13 protein-coding genes and 2 pseudogenes are annotated in these 16,705 nt (G+C 38.3%); 12 read left to right on the forward strand and 3 right to left on the reverse strand.

Translation table 11 applies throughout. The features are described from left to right. Window positions 1-45 precede the first annotated feature (45 nt). From KHA95_RS21375 to KHA95_RS21395, 5 genes are all read left to right on the forward strand, one after another. A complete protein-coding gene (locus KHA95_RS21375) occupies window positions 46-1,041 on the forward strand; it encodes a TRAP transporter substrate-binding protein (RefSeq protein WP_213139600.1) in 996 nt (331 codons plus the stop codon). Between the two features lie 32 nt (window positions 1,042-1,073). Beyond that, window positions 1,074-1,562, forward strand: a complete 489-nt coding sequence (locus KHA95_RS21380) for a TRAP transporter small permease (protein WP_213139601.1) — start codon at window positions 1,074-1,076, stop codon at window positions 1,560-1,562. A gap of 15 nt (window positions 1,563-1,577) precedes the next feature. Further along, entirely contained in the window at window positions 1,578-2,858 is a 1,281-nt protein-coding gene (locus tag KHA95_RS21385) for a TRAP transporter large permease (RefSeq protein WP_213139602.1), read from the forward strand. Window positions 2,859-2,982: 124 nt separating this feature from the next. After that, the gene (locus tag KHA95_RS21390) at window positions 2,983-4,134 is read left to right on the forward strand and encodes an acyl-CoA dehydrogenase family protein (protein ID WP_213139603.1); all 1,152 of its coding nucleotides are present in this window, start codon (window positions 2,983-2,985) and stop codon (window positions 4,132-4,134) included. A gap of 242 nt (window positions 4,135-4,376) precedes the next feature. Next, window positions 4,377-5,414, forward strand: a complete 1,038-nt coding sequence (locus KHA95_RS21395; protein WP_213139604.1) for a metal ABC transporter solute-binding protein, Zn/Mn family — start codon at window positions 4,377-4,379, stop codon at window positions 5,412-5,414. Between the two features lie 135 nt (window positions 5,415-5,549). Here KHA95_RS21395 and KHA95_RS21400 read toward each other — a convergent pair whose 3' ends face one another. Continuing rightward, a complete protein-coding gene (locus KHA95_RS21400; RefSeq protein ID WP_249317165.1) occupies window positions 5,550-6,089 on the reverse strand; it encodes a CPBP family intramembrane glutamic endopeptidase in 540 nt (179 codons plus the stop codon). Window positions 6,090-6,507: 418 nt separating this feature from the next. Here KHA95_RS21400 and treP point away from each other — a divergent pair, with 418 nt between their 5' ends. The 5 genes and pseudogenes from treP (at window position 6,508) to KHA95_RS23430 (ending at window position 12,584) form a co-directional block, all read left to right on the forward strand. After that, window positions 6,508-7,944, forward strand: coding sequence for a PTS system trehalose-specific EIIBC component (treP, locus tag KHA95_RS21405; protein WP_213139605.1), 1,437 nt, complete (start codon window positions 6,508-6,510; stop codon window positions 7,942-7,944). 76 nt (window positions 7,945-8,020) lie between these two features. Continuing rightward, the gene (gene treC / locus KHA95_RS21410) at window positions 8,021-9,703 is read left to right on the forward strand and encodes an alpha,alpha-phosphotrehalase (protein ID WP_213139606.1); all 1,683 of its coding nucleotides are present in this window, start codon (window positions 8,021-8,023) and stop codon (window positions 9,701-9,703) included. Window positions 9,704-9,717: 14 nt separating this feature from the next. After that, window positions 9,718-10,434 (forward strand): trehalose operon repressor, encoded by a 717-nt coding sequence (gene treR, locus KHA95_RS21415; RefSeq protein ID WP_213139607.1) that lies wholly within the window; start codon window positions 9,718-9,720, stop codon window positions 10,432-10,434. A gap of 1,046 nt (window positions 10,435-11,480) precedes the next feature. Next, window positions 11,481-11,645, forward strand: a pseudogene (locus KHA95_RS23425) (HAMP domain-containing protein); the annotation flags it as partial. 120 nt (window positions 11,646-11,765) lie between these two features. Beyond that, on the forward strand, window positions 11,766-12,584 hold the full coding sequence (locus KHA95_RS23430) for a methyl-accepting chemotaxis protein (protein WP_481748470.1): 819 nt from the start codon (window positions 11,766-11,768) through the stop codon (window positions 12,582-12,584). An 84-nt stretch (window positions 12,585-12,668) separates the two neighbouring features. On the opposite strand, the gene pflA is transcribed toward KHA95_RS23430, so the two are convergent. Beyond that, the gene (pflA, locus tag KHA95_RS21425) at window positions 12,669-13,406 is read right to left on the reverse strand and encodes a pyruvate formate-lyase-activating protein (RefSeq protein WP_213139609.1); all 738 of its coding nucleotides are present in this window, start codon (window positions 13,404-13,406) and stop codon (window positions 12,669-12,671) included. Window positions 13,407-13,681: 275 nt separating this feature from the next. Beyond that, complete coding sequence (gene pflB, locus KHA95_RS21430; protein ID WP_213139610.1) at window positions 13,682-15,910, reverse strand: formate C-acetyltransferase; 2,229 nt, start codon at window positions 15,908-15,910, stop codon at window positions 13,682-13,684. Between the two features lie 223 nt (window positions 15,911-16,133). Between pflB and KHA95_RS21435 the strand changes: the two are divergent. Next, window positions 16,134-16,451 (forward strand): annotated as a pseudogene (locus tag KHA95_RS21435) (metal-sensitive transcriptional regulator). Window positions 16,452-16,500: 49 nt separating this feature from the next. Continuing rightward, window positions 16,501-16,671 carry a heavy-metal-associated domain-containing protein gene (locus tag KHA95_RS21440; protein ID WP_481748468.1) on the forward strand — a complete coding sequence of 57 codons (171 nt, stop codon included), beginning with the start codon at window positions 16,501-16,503 and terminating at the stop codon, window positions 16,669-16,671. The last annotated feature ends 34 nt before the right edge of the window (window positions 16,672-16,705 follow it).

Consider the following 16,705-nt stretch of genomic DNA (forward strand, 5'->3'; position numbering starts at 1 on the left):
TTAGGCATTATTCTATAATTAATTTTACTAAGAGGTGAATGTTTGATGAAAAGGAAAACGTTTTCGTTTGTTGCTATCCTTTGTCTGTTCGTTTTTCTTTTAGCAGCTTGTGGAAGAACATCTGATGGGGTGACTACTTTAAGACTTGCTGAGAACCAACCGGCTGATTTCCCAACTGCGATCGGAGTAAAAGAATTTGCTCGATTAATTGAGGAAAAAACTGATGGACGTTATAAAGTTGATGTGTATACGGGTGGGCAATTAGGCGATGAAAAAAGTGTGATTGAGCATTTACAGTTAGGATCGATTGATTTGGCGCGTGTAAACGGTACACCTTTAACGGAGTTTTCCGATGTTATTGGTGTTTTATCTTTGCCATTCTTGTTTGAAAGCGCTGAACAAAAATGGGATGTATGGAATGGTCCGATTGGACAAGAAATCTTGGATACTTTCGAAGGGGCTCGATTTGTCGGTCTAGCTTTTTATGATAATGGTGAAAGAAGCTTTTATAATTCTAAACGTCCGATTCGAACACCCGCGGATATGAAAGGGCTTAAGATTCGCGTACAACCTTCTGAGCTAGCGATTTCAATCGTGCAATCGTTAGGGGCTTCAGCTACTCCGATGGATTATGGAGAAGTATATTCTTCAATTCAAACTGGAGTTATTGATGGTGGGGAAAATAACCTACCAAGTTATTACTCATCTAACCATTATGGTGTGGCGAAACAATTCACGCTTGGCGGATATCAGAGTGTTCCTGAAGTCGTATTAGCTTCGGAAAAATTATGGAATTCATTAAGTGAACAAGACAAAATTGCTTTTAAAGAAGCCGCACAAGAGTCAGTAGCCGTTCAACGTGCTGCTTGGGACGAAATGGTTGAAGAGTCATTAAAAGAAGTAGCGGAAAATGGAAATGAATTAGTTGAACTTGAAGATATGGATGCTTGGAGAAAAGCGGTTGAACCTGTATATGAAAAGTATTCAGGGCAATATCAAGAGTGGATTGATCGAATTCATAAACAAATAGGGGTGCAATAAGTAAGCATCATTCAAGAGGGAGGGAATACGAAATGGAAGCGTTAAAAAAGATTAAATCTGCGATCGATAAATGTCTATTAGTTTTTTCGTTAACACTGTTGACGGCGATGGTTTTGATCATTATTTATCAAGTATTTTCGAGACAAGTATTTCACTACACGCCATCATGGTCAGAAGAGTTATCACGTGTACTTTTCGTCTGGGTAAGCTTCCTGGGCATTGCTTACGGATTTAAAGAAAAATTACATATCGCAGTAGGGCTTGTTGTAGATCGAATGCCAGAAAAGATTCAAGATACGATTGATTTTATTACGAAGCTTATTATCGTTGCTTACGGGCTTGTTTTGCTCGTTTACGGATGGAAATTTACTGTGATCATGGGTTATTCTACATTGCCAGGTCTTAAAATGCCATCAAGCTATTTATACGCAATTATTCCGATTACAGGCTTCTTTATTACAATTAATGGGATCGAATTATTATTTAAAAAAGGATTGCATCAAAATTTTGATGCAATGTAAGTTAGGGGTGAGGAAATGGGTATAACCATTTTATTTGCAAGCTTTATTATATTTTTAATTTTGCGCTTTCCGATTGCGCTTTCGTTAATATTATCTTCTTTAATTACCGGATTTTATTTAGATATTGACCCAGCAGCACTTGTCCAACGAATGGTTGGAGGCTTAAACTCATTCTCCCTATTGGCCATTCCATTCTTTATACTTGCGGGAGAGATTATGAACGAAGGTGGAATTTCACGACGCTTAATCGATCTTGCAAACGTATTAATTGGAAAAATCAGAGGCGGACTTGCATTAGTTAACGTAATGACGAGTACATTTTTTGGCGGAATTTCAGGATCAGCACTTGCTGATGCTTCTTCACTAGGGTCTGTATTAATTCCGATGATGAAAAAACAAGGATATGACGATGATTATTCCGTTGCTGTAACCGTTTCAGCGGCAACACAAGGGGTAATGATCCCGCCAAGTCATAATATGATTATTTATGCAACAGCTGCTGGTGGTGTATCTGTTGGTGCGCTCTTTATGGGTGGGCTTTTGCCTGGATTATTACTTGGTGCTGCCATTATGGCGTTAACGTATTTCCTTGCGGTCAAACGAAATTATCCAAAGGGAGAGGTAATTACGAGAGATCAAGTTCCTCGAATTCTTAGAGAAGGATTTTTAGGGCTCTTTACGGCGGTCATTATTATGGGTGGTATTTTAAGTGGTATTTTTACGGCTACTGAATCTGCTGCCATCGGTGCTCTTTATGCGTTCATTATTACATTCTTTGTCTATAAAGATATTAAAATCTCAAGAATGGGTATTATTTTAGTACGTACATTTAAAACATTAGCAATGGTTCTATTCTTAATTGGTGCATCATCTGCATTTGGTTGGTTATTAGCTGTATTAAAAGTACCAGCAATGGTATCAAATGCGCTATTAAGCATCTCACCTAATGATGCGGTTACATTATTGCTGATCATTATTATTCTATTGCTTTTAGGAATGGTCATGGATATGGCACCACTCATTTTAATTGCAACACCGATTTTATTACCGGTTGCAGTAAGTGCAGGAATGGACCCAGTTCATTTTGGTGTTACATTAATGTTAGCATTAGCGATTGGATTAGTTACTCCGCCAGTTGGGTCGGTTCTATTCGTCGGTTCTGCGATTGGAAAGATGTCGATCGAACGAGCAACAAGAGGAATGGTTCCGTTCTACGGCATATTAATCCTCGTCTTGTTATTAGTTACGTATATTCCAAGTCTATCGCTATATTTACCAAGTGTATTAGTAAAATAAATGAATGGCTCTCAACCGATGGTGCGGTTGGGGGTCATTTTTTATTCATTGACAGATTTCACCCACTTCGTTAACATTAAAACCAAGTCGGAAGATCGGAATTAGTGACAGGTGGAGGGATAAAATGATTCAGTTGTTTGTTAAGACAGAAGCTCAAGAACATTGGCTAAAAGCGTTGCAAGAGAAAGCAGGAGCATTTGAAAATAAACCGGCTGAGATCGATGAATTGTCGGCTTTTCCACATAAGAATATACAAGATTTGATTGAGATTGGCTATACGAGTACAACATTGCCAAAGACATATGGTGGTGCAGGATTTTCTGTGTATGATATGATTCTCCTCCAAGAAACATTGGCTCGTTTTGACGGAGCTACTGCCCTTTCGACTGGATGGAATCTCGGGGTGGTCGGAGAGATCTTTGAAAAAAAGCAATGGAGTAACGAGATCTTAAACATGTTTGCATCGGAAATATTAAATGGAGCATTAGTGAATCGCGCGGTTAGTGAAGCACAAACGGGAAGCCCGAGTCGCGGAGGACGCCCTAGTACAACAGCAGTCAAACAGGGAAACACGTGGGTCATTACTGGAAGAAAAAACTTTACAACAATGGCTCCTGCCCTTACTTATTTTCTCGTTTCTGCATGGATTGAAGAAATGCAAGGAATTGGCTTTTTTCTTGTTCATAAGGATGCGATGGGATTATCGATTGATGAAACATGGGATGTCATGTCAATGAGAGGGACGGGAAGCCATGATCTCGTTTTACAAAATGTAACGGTAGGCGAATCAATGCTTGTTGAACGACCGGGAGCGAGAGAAAAGGCCCCGCTCAATGGATGGATTCTTCACATCCCTGCTGTTTATCTTGGCATCGCACAAGCAGCAAGAGATTATACGATTGAATTTGCTAATGAGCATGCACCGAATAGTGTCAGCGGGCCGATTAGTCAATTAGCAAATGTTCAGCTGCTCATCGGTGAAATGGACTTAGAATTAATCAAAGCGAGGCATCTCCTATATAGTGTTGCGGAAATGTACGATGATCACTCAAGAAGGGGTTATCTTACGAATGAGCTTAGCGTTGCCAAGCATGCGGTCACAAATGCGGCGATTACGATTGTCGATAAAGCAATGCGAGTCGTTGGGGCGAAAAGTTTGCAGCGAAGCAATCCACTTCAACGATACTATCGCGATGTGCGAGCAGGCTTGCATAATCCACCGATGGATGATGTGACGATTAAACAGCTGGCATTGACAGCAATAAAAAATGAATAAAGAAACAAATATGGGATGGTAGTAAGTAAATATGCCATCCTTATTTATATTTAGAAATGCATGTAGACTTCTTTTACCCTCCTCAATGGCAGATGAAAATCTCAAACATATTTAATTCCTAAAATCCCTTTAACTGAAAAAAATTAAAAATAAAGTATTGCTTTTTTTATAAAAGTCTAGTAATCTAAGGTTTGTATTTTAAATCGTAATCATTCCTATTTAAAAAAGAAAGGATATAAAACATGCAAAGAAAACTTTTTTTATTACTCGCTGTTTTTATATTAGTCATAGCGGCAGGATGCCAAAAGAGCGAACCAAGCCAAGGGACAAAAGTAAGTGAAGATACAGCGTTAGATGTGTATACAACGGTTTATCCACTTCAATTCATTACGGAACGAATTGGTGGAGAGTATGTTGATGTAAAAACGGTTTATCCTCCAGGAGCGGATGAACATACGTATGAGCCAACACAAAGGGATATGATTAAGCTTGCAGATGCTGATTTATTTTTATACATTGGTCTGGGGCTTGAAAGTTTTGTAGGAAAAGCAGAAGAAACATTAAAAAATGAAAATGTATCTATGTTGTCAATGGGTGATACTCTTCCTATTGTGGAACATCATGATCACGCAGAAGACTCCGATGAAGAACACCATGATCATGCCGACCACGCAGATGCTTCTGTTGAAGAACATCATCATGATCATGAAAACGAAGCTGACCACGAAGATGAGCATGACCACGATCACGACCATGGCGATATAGATCCTCATGTGTGGATTGATCCTGTTCTCATGAAAGAATTAGCGAACAATGTGCTCGTTGCTTTGAGTGAGAAAATGCCGGAACAGAAACAAACGTTTGAAAAGAACTATCAGGTGCTTACAAAGGAACTGGAGGAACTTGATGGACAATTTCAGGAAGTGGTTGAACAGGCAAAACGAAAAACAATTATTGTTCCACATGCAGCATATGGATATTGGGAGCAAAGATATGGGATTGAACAATTGGCAATCTCAGGAATTTCATCTGCTAGTGAGCCATCACAAAAGAAATTGAAAAATATGATTGATCTCATCAAAGAAGAACAAGTTCCATACATTTTATACGAACAAAATATCAATTCAAAACTAGCGGACGTTGTGCGTGCAGAAACTGGAGCAGAAGCATTGCACATTCATAATTTAGCCGTTTTAACGGAAGATGACATTAAAAATCAAGACGACTACTTATCACTTATGAAAAGAAATATAGATGTTTTGAAAAAGGCACTTTATTAAAAGATAGGAAGTCATCTTAGGAAAACTACCTAAATAATAAGTAGTTCAGTTATTAAAATAAACAACAGATTAAATTGATACTCAATAGTAAATAGCACATAAAAAGGAAAGCCCTGGACTTCGGAGCTTTCCTTTTTATATTGGTATTTCGCTATTTTTGTTAGATATACATTCATTAGATTTCAAAGCACGAAACCATAAAAATACTGTATATATGATTAAAAGTAAAATGATTATGTAATTATAAATTGATGAATGGTTATTTTGCCCCATCATAATAAGTGTATTATTTAGACCATGAAATACAATCGTGACAAGAATAGACTGTTGGTTGACAATCAGTAAAGAAAATACCATCCCAATAAAAAAAGCATAGATGATTTGCAAAATGGTCGATTCAAGAGACTGCCCGCCAAGAAGTTGTAACGAGTGAGTGAGAGCAAAGAGCAAACTTGAAGTTAGAACGGCCAATTTAAATCCCCAAGACAAAAGAATTTTAAGCATAAATCCCCGAAAGAACATCTCCTCTATGAAAGCAACAATAATGATTTGTATCCCTAAGATTAAAAGTAATTGGTTAATGGAGGAAATGTCGATCCCATTGTTTCCAATAAACAAAAGGACTAAAACTAAAAATAATGGGGAACAGAGTAAAACAGTCTTTTTTAAGGACATGGGTTGATCTCTATAAAAGTAAATTCGCCATTTCTTCGTTTTTAATAGGTAAAAGAAAATCCCTACTGTTAAAGGTACAAGCCCAATATATTGCAAGAAAGTATGTGAAGGATTCACAAGTGCTACATAAGCTCCGTTTACTGTGAAGAAGAAAATAATTAATAACTCTAGACCTATTATCTTTAGAGAGATTTTAATTTATACCACCGTCCTTTTCTTATCTATTTCTATACTTATATTCGAGAGTCCTGCTTTTTAATAAAGTGTTTCGGAGGAATATTTAGATTAATTAGGCTAATGGAAAAAGTTATTAATTCAAAGTAAGTGGTTGACAAACATGTATATACAGGTTAATATGAAAACGTAATCAAAATATGTATATACAAGTTGAAGATTAACATAATAAGGGGGAAATAAAATGAGTAAATATACAGCTCCTGCAAAAGAATTACTCGAATATATTGGCGGAAGCGAAAACATTTCAGTTGTTACTCATTGTGTTACAAGAATGCGCTTCGTTTTAAACGATCCGCAGCAAGCGGACGTAGAAAAAATAGAAGGCATTAAGCTTGTAAAAGGAACGTTTACGCAAGCAGGGCAGTTCCAAGTCATCGTTGGAAATGAAGTATCAACTTTTTACAACGAATTTATTAAAATTGCCGGTGTCAGTGATACATCGAAGGATGAAGCGAAAGAAGCAGCAAAGCAAAACATGAGCTGGCTACAAAGAATGATTGCTCATCTTGCTGATATTTTTACACCACTCATCCCTGCACTTGTTGTTGGGGGTCTAATTTTAGGATTTAGAAATGTCATCGGCGACATTAAATTGCTCGAAGATGGCACAAAAACGCTTGTAGAAGTTTCGCAATTTTGGGCGGGAACCCATGCGTTTTTATGGCTGATTGGGGAAGCGATCTTCCACTTCTTGCCGGTTGGAATTACGTGGGCGATTGCTAGGAAGATGGGAGCGACACCAATTCTGGGAATCGTGCTCGGGCTCACCCTCGTTTCACCACAACTTCTTAATGCGTATGGAGTAGCGGAGGCGGATTCCATTCCGTTCTGGGATTTCGGATTTGCTAAGGTAGACATGATTGGTTATCAAGCACAAGTAATTCCAGCGATCTTAGCAGGCTTACTATTATCGTTCTTAGAATTGCGCTTACGTAAAATCATTCCAAATGCGATTTCAATGATCGTAGTACCATTTCTAGCACTTCTTCCAACAGTATTGATCGCTCATATCATTCTTGGACCGATCGGTTGGAAAATTGGATCTGTGATTTCAACAGTTGTTTATTCTGGATTGACATCAGCCTTTGGTTGGCTCTTTGCAGCAATCTTTGGTTTTGCTTATGCTCCGCTTGTTATTACAGGTCTACACCATATGACGAATGCGATTGATCTACAATTAATGAGTGAATTTCATGGCACGATGCTATGGCCAATGATCGCATTATCAAATATTGCTCAAGGCTCTGCGGTACTTGCGATGATTTATATTAACAGAAAAAATGAAGAAGAAAAACAAGTCTCCATCCCAGCGGCAATTTCTTGTTACTTGGGAGTAACGGAACCAGCGATGTTTGGAATTAACTTGAAATATGGATTCCCATTTTTGGCAGCGATGATCGGTTCTTTAGTAGCGGCAGTCATTTCAGTAGGAAGTGGTGTCATGGCTAACTCGATTGGGGTAGGAGGACTTCCTGGAATTCTTTCAATCCAGTCCCAACATTGGGCGATGTTTGCAATTACGATGGTTGTTGCGATTGTGATCCCGTTCCTTTTAACGGTTACGTTTTCGAAAATGAATATGGGAAAAGTATCGTTTAAAAGAGTTCGTGGAAATTAATCCATTTTAATAAAGGAGAGGAACAATTCATTGTTCCTCTTTTTCGATATACTTTAATGAAAGAAGGAGATTTATAATGACTCAACCATGGTGGAAAAAAGCGGTGGTATACCAAATTTATCCGAAAAGCTTTAAAGATACGACTGGCAATGGAACAGGAGATATCAATGGCATTATTCAAAAGCTCGATTATTTAAAAGAACTGGGTGTGGATGTCTTATGGTTGACACCAATTTATAAGTCACCACAGCATGATAATGGCTACGATATTAGTGATTACTATCAAATTTATGAACAATATGGAACGATGGAAGACTTTGAACGTTTACTTGAAGAAGCTCACCAGCGTAATATGAAAATTATTATGGATATTGTTGTGAATCATACTTCAACAGAACATGAATGGTTCCAGCAATCAAAATCATCGAAGGATAATCCATACCGTGATTTTTATATTTGGAAAGATGGACAACCGGATGAAGCACCAACGAATTGGCAGTCAAAATTTGGAGGATCGGCTTGGAAGTATGACGAACAAACAGGACAGCATTATTTACATTTATTCGATGTAAACCAAGCAGATTTAAATTGGGAAAATGACAAAGTAAGAGAATCCGTTTATGAAATGATGAAATTTTGGCTAGATAAAGGCGTTGATGGCTTCCGGTTAGACGTGATCAATCTAATTTCTAAAGATCAACGTTTCCCAAATGATGACGGCTCCGTTGCACCAGGAGATGGCCGGAAGTTTTATACTGATGGACCAAAGGTTCATGAATATATGCACGAAATGAACGAGAAGGTTTTTTCAAAATATGATATGATGACGGTTGGTGAAATGTCTTCAACGACAATTGATCATTGTATTAAATACACACGACCAGACCGAAAAGAACTTGATATGACATTTAATTTTCATCATTTAAAAGTCGATTATCCAAATGGGGAAAAGTGGACGAAAGCGAACTTTGATTTCCTTCAGTTAAAGGACATTTTATCTGAGTGGCAAGTAAAGATGACAGAAGGTGGAGGTTGGAACGCGCTGTTTTGGTGTAACCATGACCAGCCTAGAGTCGTTTCACGATTTGGTGATGATGGAAAATATCATCAGGAATCGGCCAAAATGCTTGCGACGACAATCCATATGATGAGAGGAACTCCGTATATATACCAAGGTGAAGAGTTTGGTATGACAGATCCTAAATTTGAGCGCATCGAGGATTACCGTGATGTGGAGTCACTTAATATGCATCAAATTAAAAAAGAAGAAGGTTTGCCTGAAGAAGAGATTATCGACATTCTCAAGCAAAAGTCCCGGGATAATTCCCGTACTCCTGTCCAATGGGATGATAGCGCAAATGCCGGATTTACGACAGGTACACCTTGGATTGGAACGGCAACAAACTATCCAATGATTAATGCGAAAAATGCCGTAGCCGACCAAAACTCGATTTTTTACCATTATCAAAAATTAATTCAACTTAGAAAAGACTATGGGATTGTCACGGATGGAGACTTTCAATTACTTTTACCAGATCACGAGGAAATTTTTGCGTATGTTCGAAGCAATGGCAATGAAAAATTACTTGTCATTAATAATTTTTATGATAAAGAAACACGCTTTACACTTCCTGAAGAGGTTGATCTATCGGAGTTTTCGGGTGAAATTTTACTTTCCAATTATTCGGATTCATCGACTATGTTTAACGAGTTCGTTTTAAGGCCGTATGAGTCAATTGTGTATTATTTTAAAAAATAATTGGGGATATGAGTATGTCAAGAAAGTACTTAATGATCCATAATGAGATTGTGAAACAAATTGAATTAGGAGAGATTGCGCCTAACACTCTTCTTCCCTCGGAAAATGAGTTAAAAGATCAATATGAAACGTCGAGGGAAACGATTCGAAAAGCGCTCAATTTATTAGCTCAAGAAGGGTATATTCAAAAAATTAGAGGCAAGGGCTCGATTGTAATTAAAAACACGAAGTTGGATTTCCCTGTTTCTGGTCTAGTAAGCTTTCATGAACTTGCCCAAAAAATGAATAAAAAGCCTAAAACGATCGTGACTGAGTGTGTGCTAACAAAGCCTGATGAATACATTCGTCAGCAGTTGAATGTAAAAATGAAGGACGAAGTTTGGAAAATTAGCCGTGTGAGAGAATTTGGCGGAGAAAAAGTGATCTTAGATAAAGATTATTTAAACAAAAAATTTGTGCCTACGATTACAAAAGAAATTTGTGAGCATTCCATTTATCATTATCTTGAAAATGAACTTCAATTAGCGATTAGCTATGCAAAAAAGGAAATCATTGTCGAGGAACCTACGGAAGAAGATCGGGAACTGCTTGATTTAGAGGGATTCTATAATGTTGTCGTCATTAAAAACTATGTATATCTTGATGATGCGAGTTTATTCCAGTATACCGAATCGAGGCATCGTCCTGATAAATTCCGCTTTGTTGACTTTGCAAGAAGAAATCAAGTTTAAACCAGCAGAAGACACCACTTCTAAAAGTGGTGGGATGAATGCGTATTGCCTTTTAACCTGTTATTAAAGTTAAGCTACCGGCGGAAATCATAGATTTTATAGAAGATTTTAGAGCGAGTTCTAAAAAATCTACAATATTACGCTTAGGTGTGGCTGATATGTGAGGTCGTCCATTGGTGAGAACCAGTCGGACGACCTTTTTTGACGTTCGATAAGCAGGCCTTTTAGTAATTAGCAATTATGTCGAGCGTTATTCCAATCCCTCCGTTAGGATGCGGCTAGAAGCGGTGAAATCATTGGAAGCCCTATCAGAACGGAATATTCCGTCTATGCCGAATTTCCTTTAATCGTAAAAAATTATGCCGATATTATAATTGTGACTGGTTGAACAAATGATTAGCTTTGCTGCTGCTAATCATCTTAAATACTAAAGAAATGAAGGGATAGGGATTAAGGTAATGAAAGGAATTTTTAGTTTTAAAACGGTGAAACAAAGGATGATAACGGGTTTTTCTGTCGTTATTATTCTAGTTATTTTACTAGGTGTCTATAATATTTCGGTTATTAATTCAAATAATAGAGACGCGCAAAATATATCAAACAGGGAGCTTCCATTATTGATTGCAACTGAGGGGCTCTCATATACAATGGCGAACAGAATTTCAACGGCTCGTGGGTATGTATTGTATGGTGGCGAGTATAAAGAACGCTTTGATGAATACACAGCACAGGCAAAGGAATATGAAGACATTGTTAAAGAGGTTGGAGTTACAGGGGAATTTGAGGAACTGCTACAAAAAACGATTAAATGGCGTGAATCGATCTATAAAGATGTGTTCAATCAGTATGATAAGGGAAATGTAGAGCTAGCACAACAAAATCTGGAGGATGCCGCTGAAGTGGTTCGTGAGCTGATGGCAAGCTATGACCAATTGGCACAAGATAATGCAGCTCGAATTACTAAAATAGAGCAAGACATCGTAGCAGGCGGTGAAGCTACATTTCGTCTCGTTGTCATTATTACAAGTTTAGTTATCATCCTTGGAATGGCAATCGCCCTTATTACTTCGAATGTTATTTCTAGGCCAATGAAAATTGTTATGGAGCGTATGAAGGCAATTGCAAATGGAGATTTAAGTGGTGAGCAGCTAGAAACGAAGTCAAGCGATGAGATTGGTCAAGTTGTGATCGCAACAAATGAAATGACGAAAAATATCCATGAGTTACTATCTCAAGTGAATATTGTTTCTGAATCTGTAAGCAGCCATAGTGAAGAGTTAACACAAACGACAAACGAAGTGAATGCTGCTTCACAACAAGTTGCTACAACAATGCAGGAATTGGCATCAGGTTCGGAGAGACAGGCTGTTAGCGCAAGCAACCTTTCTGAAATGATGGGAACTTTTGCAACAAGAGTAGAAGAAGCGAATGAAAATGGCGAAAAGATTCGTCAATTTTCTAGTTGGGTGCTTGAAATGACGGCTAAGGGCAGCGATTTGATGGATACGTCGAACAAACAAATGGTCCAAATAAATCGAATTGTAAAAGATGCAGTGAATAAAGTACAAGGATTGGATGTACAATCACAAGAAATTTCCAAATTAGTATCTGTCATTCAAGATATATCCGACCAAACGAATTTATTAGCACTGAATGCGGCGATCGAAGCAGCGAGAGCAGGAGAACACGGTCGCGGTTTTGCAGTCGTTGCTGATGAAGTAAGAAAGCTTGCTGAGCAAGTGTCCGTTTCTGTAACAGATATTACGGGTATTGTTGATAGCATTCAACGTGAATCAAATATGGTCACAGGCTCATTGAATGAAGGATATAAAGAAGTAGAACTTGGAACAGAGCAAATTAAAACGACAGGTGAAACATTTGCTGGGATCAGCTTGGCGATAAAAGAAATGACAATGAATATCCAAACAATTTCTGACCATTTATCCGAAGTGACGGGCCAAAGCCAAAATATGAATGGATCGATTGAAGAGATTGCGGCTATCTCTGAGCAATCAGCTGCTGGTGTAGAACAAACATCTGCTGCTGCTCAGGAAACGAGCAGTTCCATGGAGGAAGTGGCTGGAAGTGCGGAGCAACTTGCAAGTTTAGCAGAAGAACTGAACGGATTAGTTGGACGATTTAAATTATAAAGCCATTAAATAAATAAGCAGGTAAAGGAAAAATAACGTTTTTTCTTTACCTGCTTTAATATTTTGCTGAATAAACCTGTCTATTCATATCGCTAAAATCTGCTGTGCCCATTTTACTTTTTCATCCGTTGGTGTTTGAACGTCTTTTAGTGGATATTCGAGGCCAAGTGCCTCCCATTTATACACTCCTAAGCGATGGTATGGAAGGATTTCAACCTTTTCTACGTTAGGTAATGTTTTAATGAATTTGGAAAGGTTTCTTAAATCATCTTCTTGATCTGTAATGCCTGGAATGAGAACGTGGCGCACCCATACGGGAATTTGCTTTTCCTTTAGGTACTGTGCAAAATCAAGAATATGTTTATTGGATACAGAGGTTAATGTTTTATGCTTTTGCTCATCGATTTGTTTTAAATCGAGAAGGATGAGATCTGTTAGCTCCATCAGTCGATCAAGTGATTGAATAAAGCGGCCTTTTCTAGTAAAGCAGCCCCCGGAGCTGTCGATTGTTGTATGAATACCGAGCTTTTTACATTCTGTAAATAATTCGATTAGAAAGTCGACATGTAAAAGCGGTTCACCGCCACTAACGGTCACACCCCCATTAGAAGCTTGGAGGAATGGAAGATAATCCTTAATATCTTTCATTAGTGATTCAACAGATATTTCTTCCCCTTCACCATTTCCAAATGCCCATGTATCAGGATTGTGGCAAAATTGACAACGGAGTAGGCAGCCTTGAGTAAAAATAACGTAGCGAAGGCCTGGACCATCAACAGTACCACAAGATTCGACGGAATGAATACGTGTTTTTAGTTTCATAGTATCGCATCCTTTCAAGAAGGAAGCAGCGATTGGCTGCTTCCAATGTTTCTTGCTTACAAAATTATAGACTATTTACTTGTCGGGCACTTTCTATTGTAATAATCTCCAGACGCCGAACGACTAGCAAACTTCACTCTTCTTCCTATGATAAGTCAACATCGGTTCATTCTTCGCCGTGTTTTCTTTAGGGATTGTCGACTAATGTCGCCGCGTTCTGTGGCAACGTCGACGCAGTTTGTACGCCGCTAAACGGGCGCTTCCACTTTTGATCTTTACATTGTTTCATGGAATGTCCGATTAATGACATCAATTTGTTGCTCGCGCGTTAGTTTAATAAAGTTGACTGCATATCCAGAAACGCGAATTGTTAATTGTGGGTATTCTTCAGGCCGCTCCATCGCATCAAGCAATGTTTCGCGGTCAAAGACGTTAATGTTTAGATGATGCCCTTTTTTAATCATATACCCATCAAGGATCGCCGCTAAATTCTTCATTCGATCTGCTTCTTCACGGCCAAGTGCTTTTGGTACGATGGAAAATGTATTGGAAATTCCATCAAGTGCATATTCATAAGGGAGCTTAGCGACAGAACTTAATGAAGCAATCGCTCCTTTTTGATCGCGTCCATGCAATGGGTTTGCTCCTGGAGCAAATGGTTCACCTTTACGGCGCCCATCAGGAGTGTTTCCTGTCTTTTTACCGTAAACAACATTTGATGTAATTGTTAATACAGATAAGGTTGGTGTTGCATCGCGATAAGCACGGTGCTTTTTCAACTTGTTCATAAAGGTTTTAACGAGTCCGACCGCGATATCATCAACGCGCGCATCGTTGTTTCCGTATTTAGGAAAATCACCTTCGATTTCAAAATCAGTAGCAATGCCATTTTCATCACGAATTGGTTTTACTTTTGCATATTTGATCGCGCTTAGTGAATCAGCTACGACAGATAATCCAGCGATTCCTGTTGCCATTGTACGCAGAATTTCTCGATCATGCAATGCCATTTCAATTCTTTCATAGCTATACTTATCGTGCATATAGTGGATGACGTTTAATGTATTCATATACAATCCTGCAAGCCATTCCATCACATGATCGAATTTTTCCGCTACTTCATCGTATTGTAAATACTCGGATGTAATTGGAGCAAAAGCCGGACCAATTTGCGCTTTTATCATCTCATCTTTTCCGCCATTAATGGCATATAATAATGCTTTAGCGAGGTTGGCGCGGGCTCCGAAAAATTGCATTTGCTTTCCGATTGTCATTGCTGATACACAGCAAGCAATTCCATAATCATCTCCGTATATTTCTCGCATTAAATCATCGTTTTCATACTGAATGGAGCTTGTTTTGATCGACATATTTGCGCAATATTGTTTAAACAATTCTGGAAGCTTCGGTGACCAAAGAACAGTTAAATTGGGCTCTGGTGAAGGACCTAAATTGTCTAATGTATGCAAAAAGCGGAATGAGTTTTTCGTTACGAGCGGTTTCCCATCAAGACTAATGCCGCCGATAGATTCTGTTACCCATGTCGGATCACCGCTAAACAACTCATTGTAGTCCGGTGTTCGTGCAAATTTTACGAGTCGTAATTTCATGACGAAATGATCCACAAGCTCCTGTGCTTCACTTTCTGTTAAAACGCCATTTATTAAATCTCTTTCAATATAAATATCAAGGAATGTTGAAACGCGCCCTAAGCTCATTGCTGCCCCATTTTGTTCTTTAATAGCTGCAAGATAAGCAAAATATAACCATTGGAAAGCTTCTTTTGCATTTGTAGCTGGCTGTGAAAGATCATAGCCATATACGTTGGCAAGTTCTTTTAATTCATGCAATGCTTTAATCTGTTCGGCAATTTCTTCTCGATCGCGGATCACTTCCTCAGACATTGTTCCATTACCGACTAATTTTAATTCTGCTTGTTTTTCTTTTATAAGGAAATCAAGTCCATAGAGAGCAACCCTGCGATAATCGCCAATGATTCGCCCACGCCCATATGCATCCGGTAAACCAGTAATAATTCCAGCTTTTCGTGCCAATTTCATTTCATCTGTATAAGCATCAAATACGCCTTGATTATGTGTTTTTCGATATTTAGTAAAAACTTCTTCTACCTCTTTGTCTAATTCATAGCCGTATGCTTGTAAAGCACCTGCCGCCATTCGAATGCCGCCAAATGGCTGCAAAGATCGTTTAAATGGTTGATCTGTTTGGAAACCGACAATCGTTTCTAATTCTTTTTGCAAATAGGCTGGACCGTGGGAAGTAATCGTGGACACAATTTTCGTATCCATATTTAGTACTCCGCCATTTTCGCGTTCTTGTTTGGATAATTGCATGACCTGATCCCATAACGATTCCGTCGCCTTTGTCGCTGATTCTAAAAATGTGTTATCGCCTTCATAGAGCGTATAGTTCTTCAAAATAAAATCCCGTACATCAACTTCCTCTTGCCATCGACCTTCTGTAAAACCAATCCAAGATTTCATTATTGAAAACCTCCTAAGATTTAGTTTGTGAAAACGTGAGCAATCGTACGTAAAAAAATATGAGAAGATTATGTGAAAAGTTGAACATAATCTACTTTTAGTATAACATCATATTTTAAGTGTGGATAATTAAAATATGGCAAATAAATGACAATGGAAATTATAAAATAAAATGGTTTATATACATTGTGGGGGTATAGTATATTATGAGTGAGGGAGACGTATAACAGTGCAGATCGATCAATATCTGTTTCCGGGGGAAGGGACAAGCTGTGCGCTAACCTCCGATCAAGTGAAGAATAACTTAGTTACACGACTAAACCGAATTGAGGGAAGTCGACGTATTAAAGGACTAATTGAACGTGACTTATTGTGACGATGTCATTACGCAAATCACAGCAACTCAATCCGCTCTAAATAGTGTTGCTTGAATTTACTTGAAGGACATTTAAAGCATTGTGTTGTAGATAGAGTATAGGAAGGAGATATGGAAGTCTTTGATGAAGTATTAGTGATAATCCAAAAGCTAATGAAAAAATAAGGAGCTGAACAAAGATGGGAATAATGACTCTAACGGTGGAAGGAATGTCATGTGGCATTGCGTCCAATCAATAGAAGGAAGCGCCGGTAAACTTGCTGGTATTTCTAATGTAAAGGTTGATTTAGCAAACGGGAAAGTAGATGTTCATTGCGATCAAAACAAAATTGATCTAAATAAGATTAAAGCGACGATTGATGATCAAGGGTTTGATGTGAAATGAAAGAGATGTGCTGATTTGCACTTTTCCTTTTTAA

Source organism: Bacillus sp. FJAT-50079 (assembly GCF_018343515.1).
In the GTDB taxonomy this organism is placed as follows: domain Bacteria; phylum Bacillota; class Bacilli; order Bacillales; family Bacillaceae_C; genus Lederbergia.

Coding starts and splice junctions, on each gene's coding strand:
- KHA95_RS21375 (WP_213139600.1), top strand. CDS start 46: ATGAAAAGGAAAACGTTTTCGTTTGTTGCTATCCTTTGTCTGTTCGTT.
- KHA95_RS21380 (WP_213139601.1), top strand. CDS start 1,074: ATGGAAGCGTTAAAAAAGATTAAATCTGCGATCGATAAATGTCTATTA.
- KHA95_RS21385 (WP_213139602.1), top strand. CDS start 1,578: ATGGGTATAACCATTTTATTTGCAAGCTTTATTATATTTTTAATTTTG.
- KHA95_RS21390 (WP_213139603.1), top strand. CDS start 2,983: ATGATTCAGTTGTTTGTTAAGACAGAAGCTCAAGAACATTGGCTAAAA.
- KHA95_RS21395 (WP_213139604.1), top strand. CDS start 4,377: ATGCAAAGAAAACTTTTTTTATTACTCGCTGTTTTTATATTAGTCATA.
- KHA95_RS21400 (WP_249317165.1), bottom strand. CDS start 6,089: ATGTCCTTAAAAAAGACTGTTTTACTCTGTTCCCCATTATTTTTAGTT.
- treP (WP_213139605.1), top strand. CDS start 6,508: ATGAGTAAATATACAGCTCCTGCAAAAGAATTACTCGAATATATTGGC.
- treC (WP_213139606.1), top strand. CDS start 8,021: ATGACTCAACCATGGTGGAAAAAAGCGGTGGTATACCAAATTTATCCG.
- treR (WP_213139607.1), top strand. CDS start 9,718: ATGTCAAGAAAGTACTTAATGATCCATAATGAGATTGTGAAACAAATT.
- KHA95_RS23430 (WP_481748470.1), top strand. CDS start 11,766: ATGCAGGAATTGGCATCAGGTTCGGAGAGACAGGCTGTTAGCGCAAGC.
- pflA (WP_213139609.1), bottom strand. CDS start 13,406: ATGAAACTAAAAACACGTATTCATTCCGTCGAATCTTGTGGTACTGTT.
- pflB (WP_213139610.1), bottom strand. CDS start 15,910: ATGAAATCTTGGATTGGTTTTACAGAAGGTCGATGGCAAGAGGAAGTT.
- KHA95_RS21440 (WP_481748468.1), top strand. CDS start 16,501: ATGTGGCATTGCGTCCAATCAATAGAAGGAAGCGCCGGTAAACTTGCT.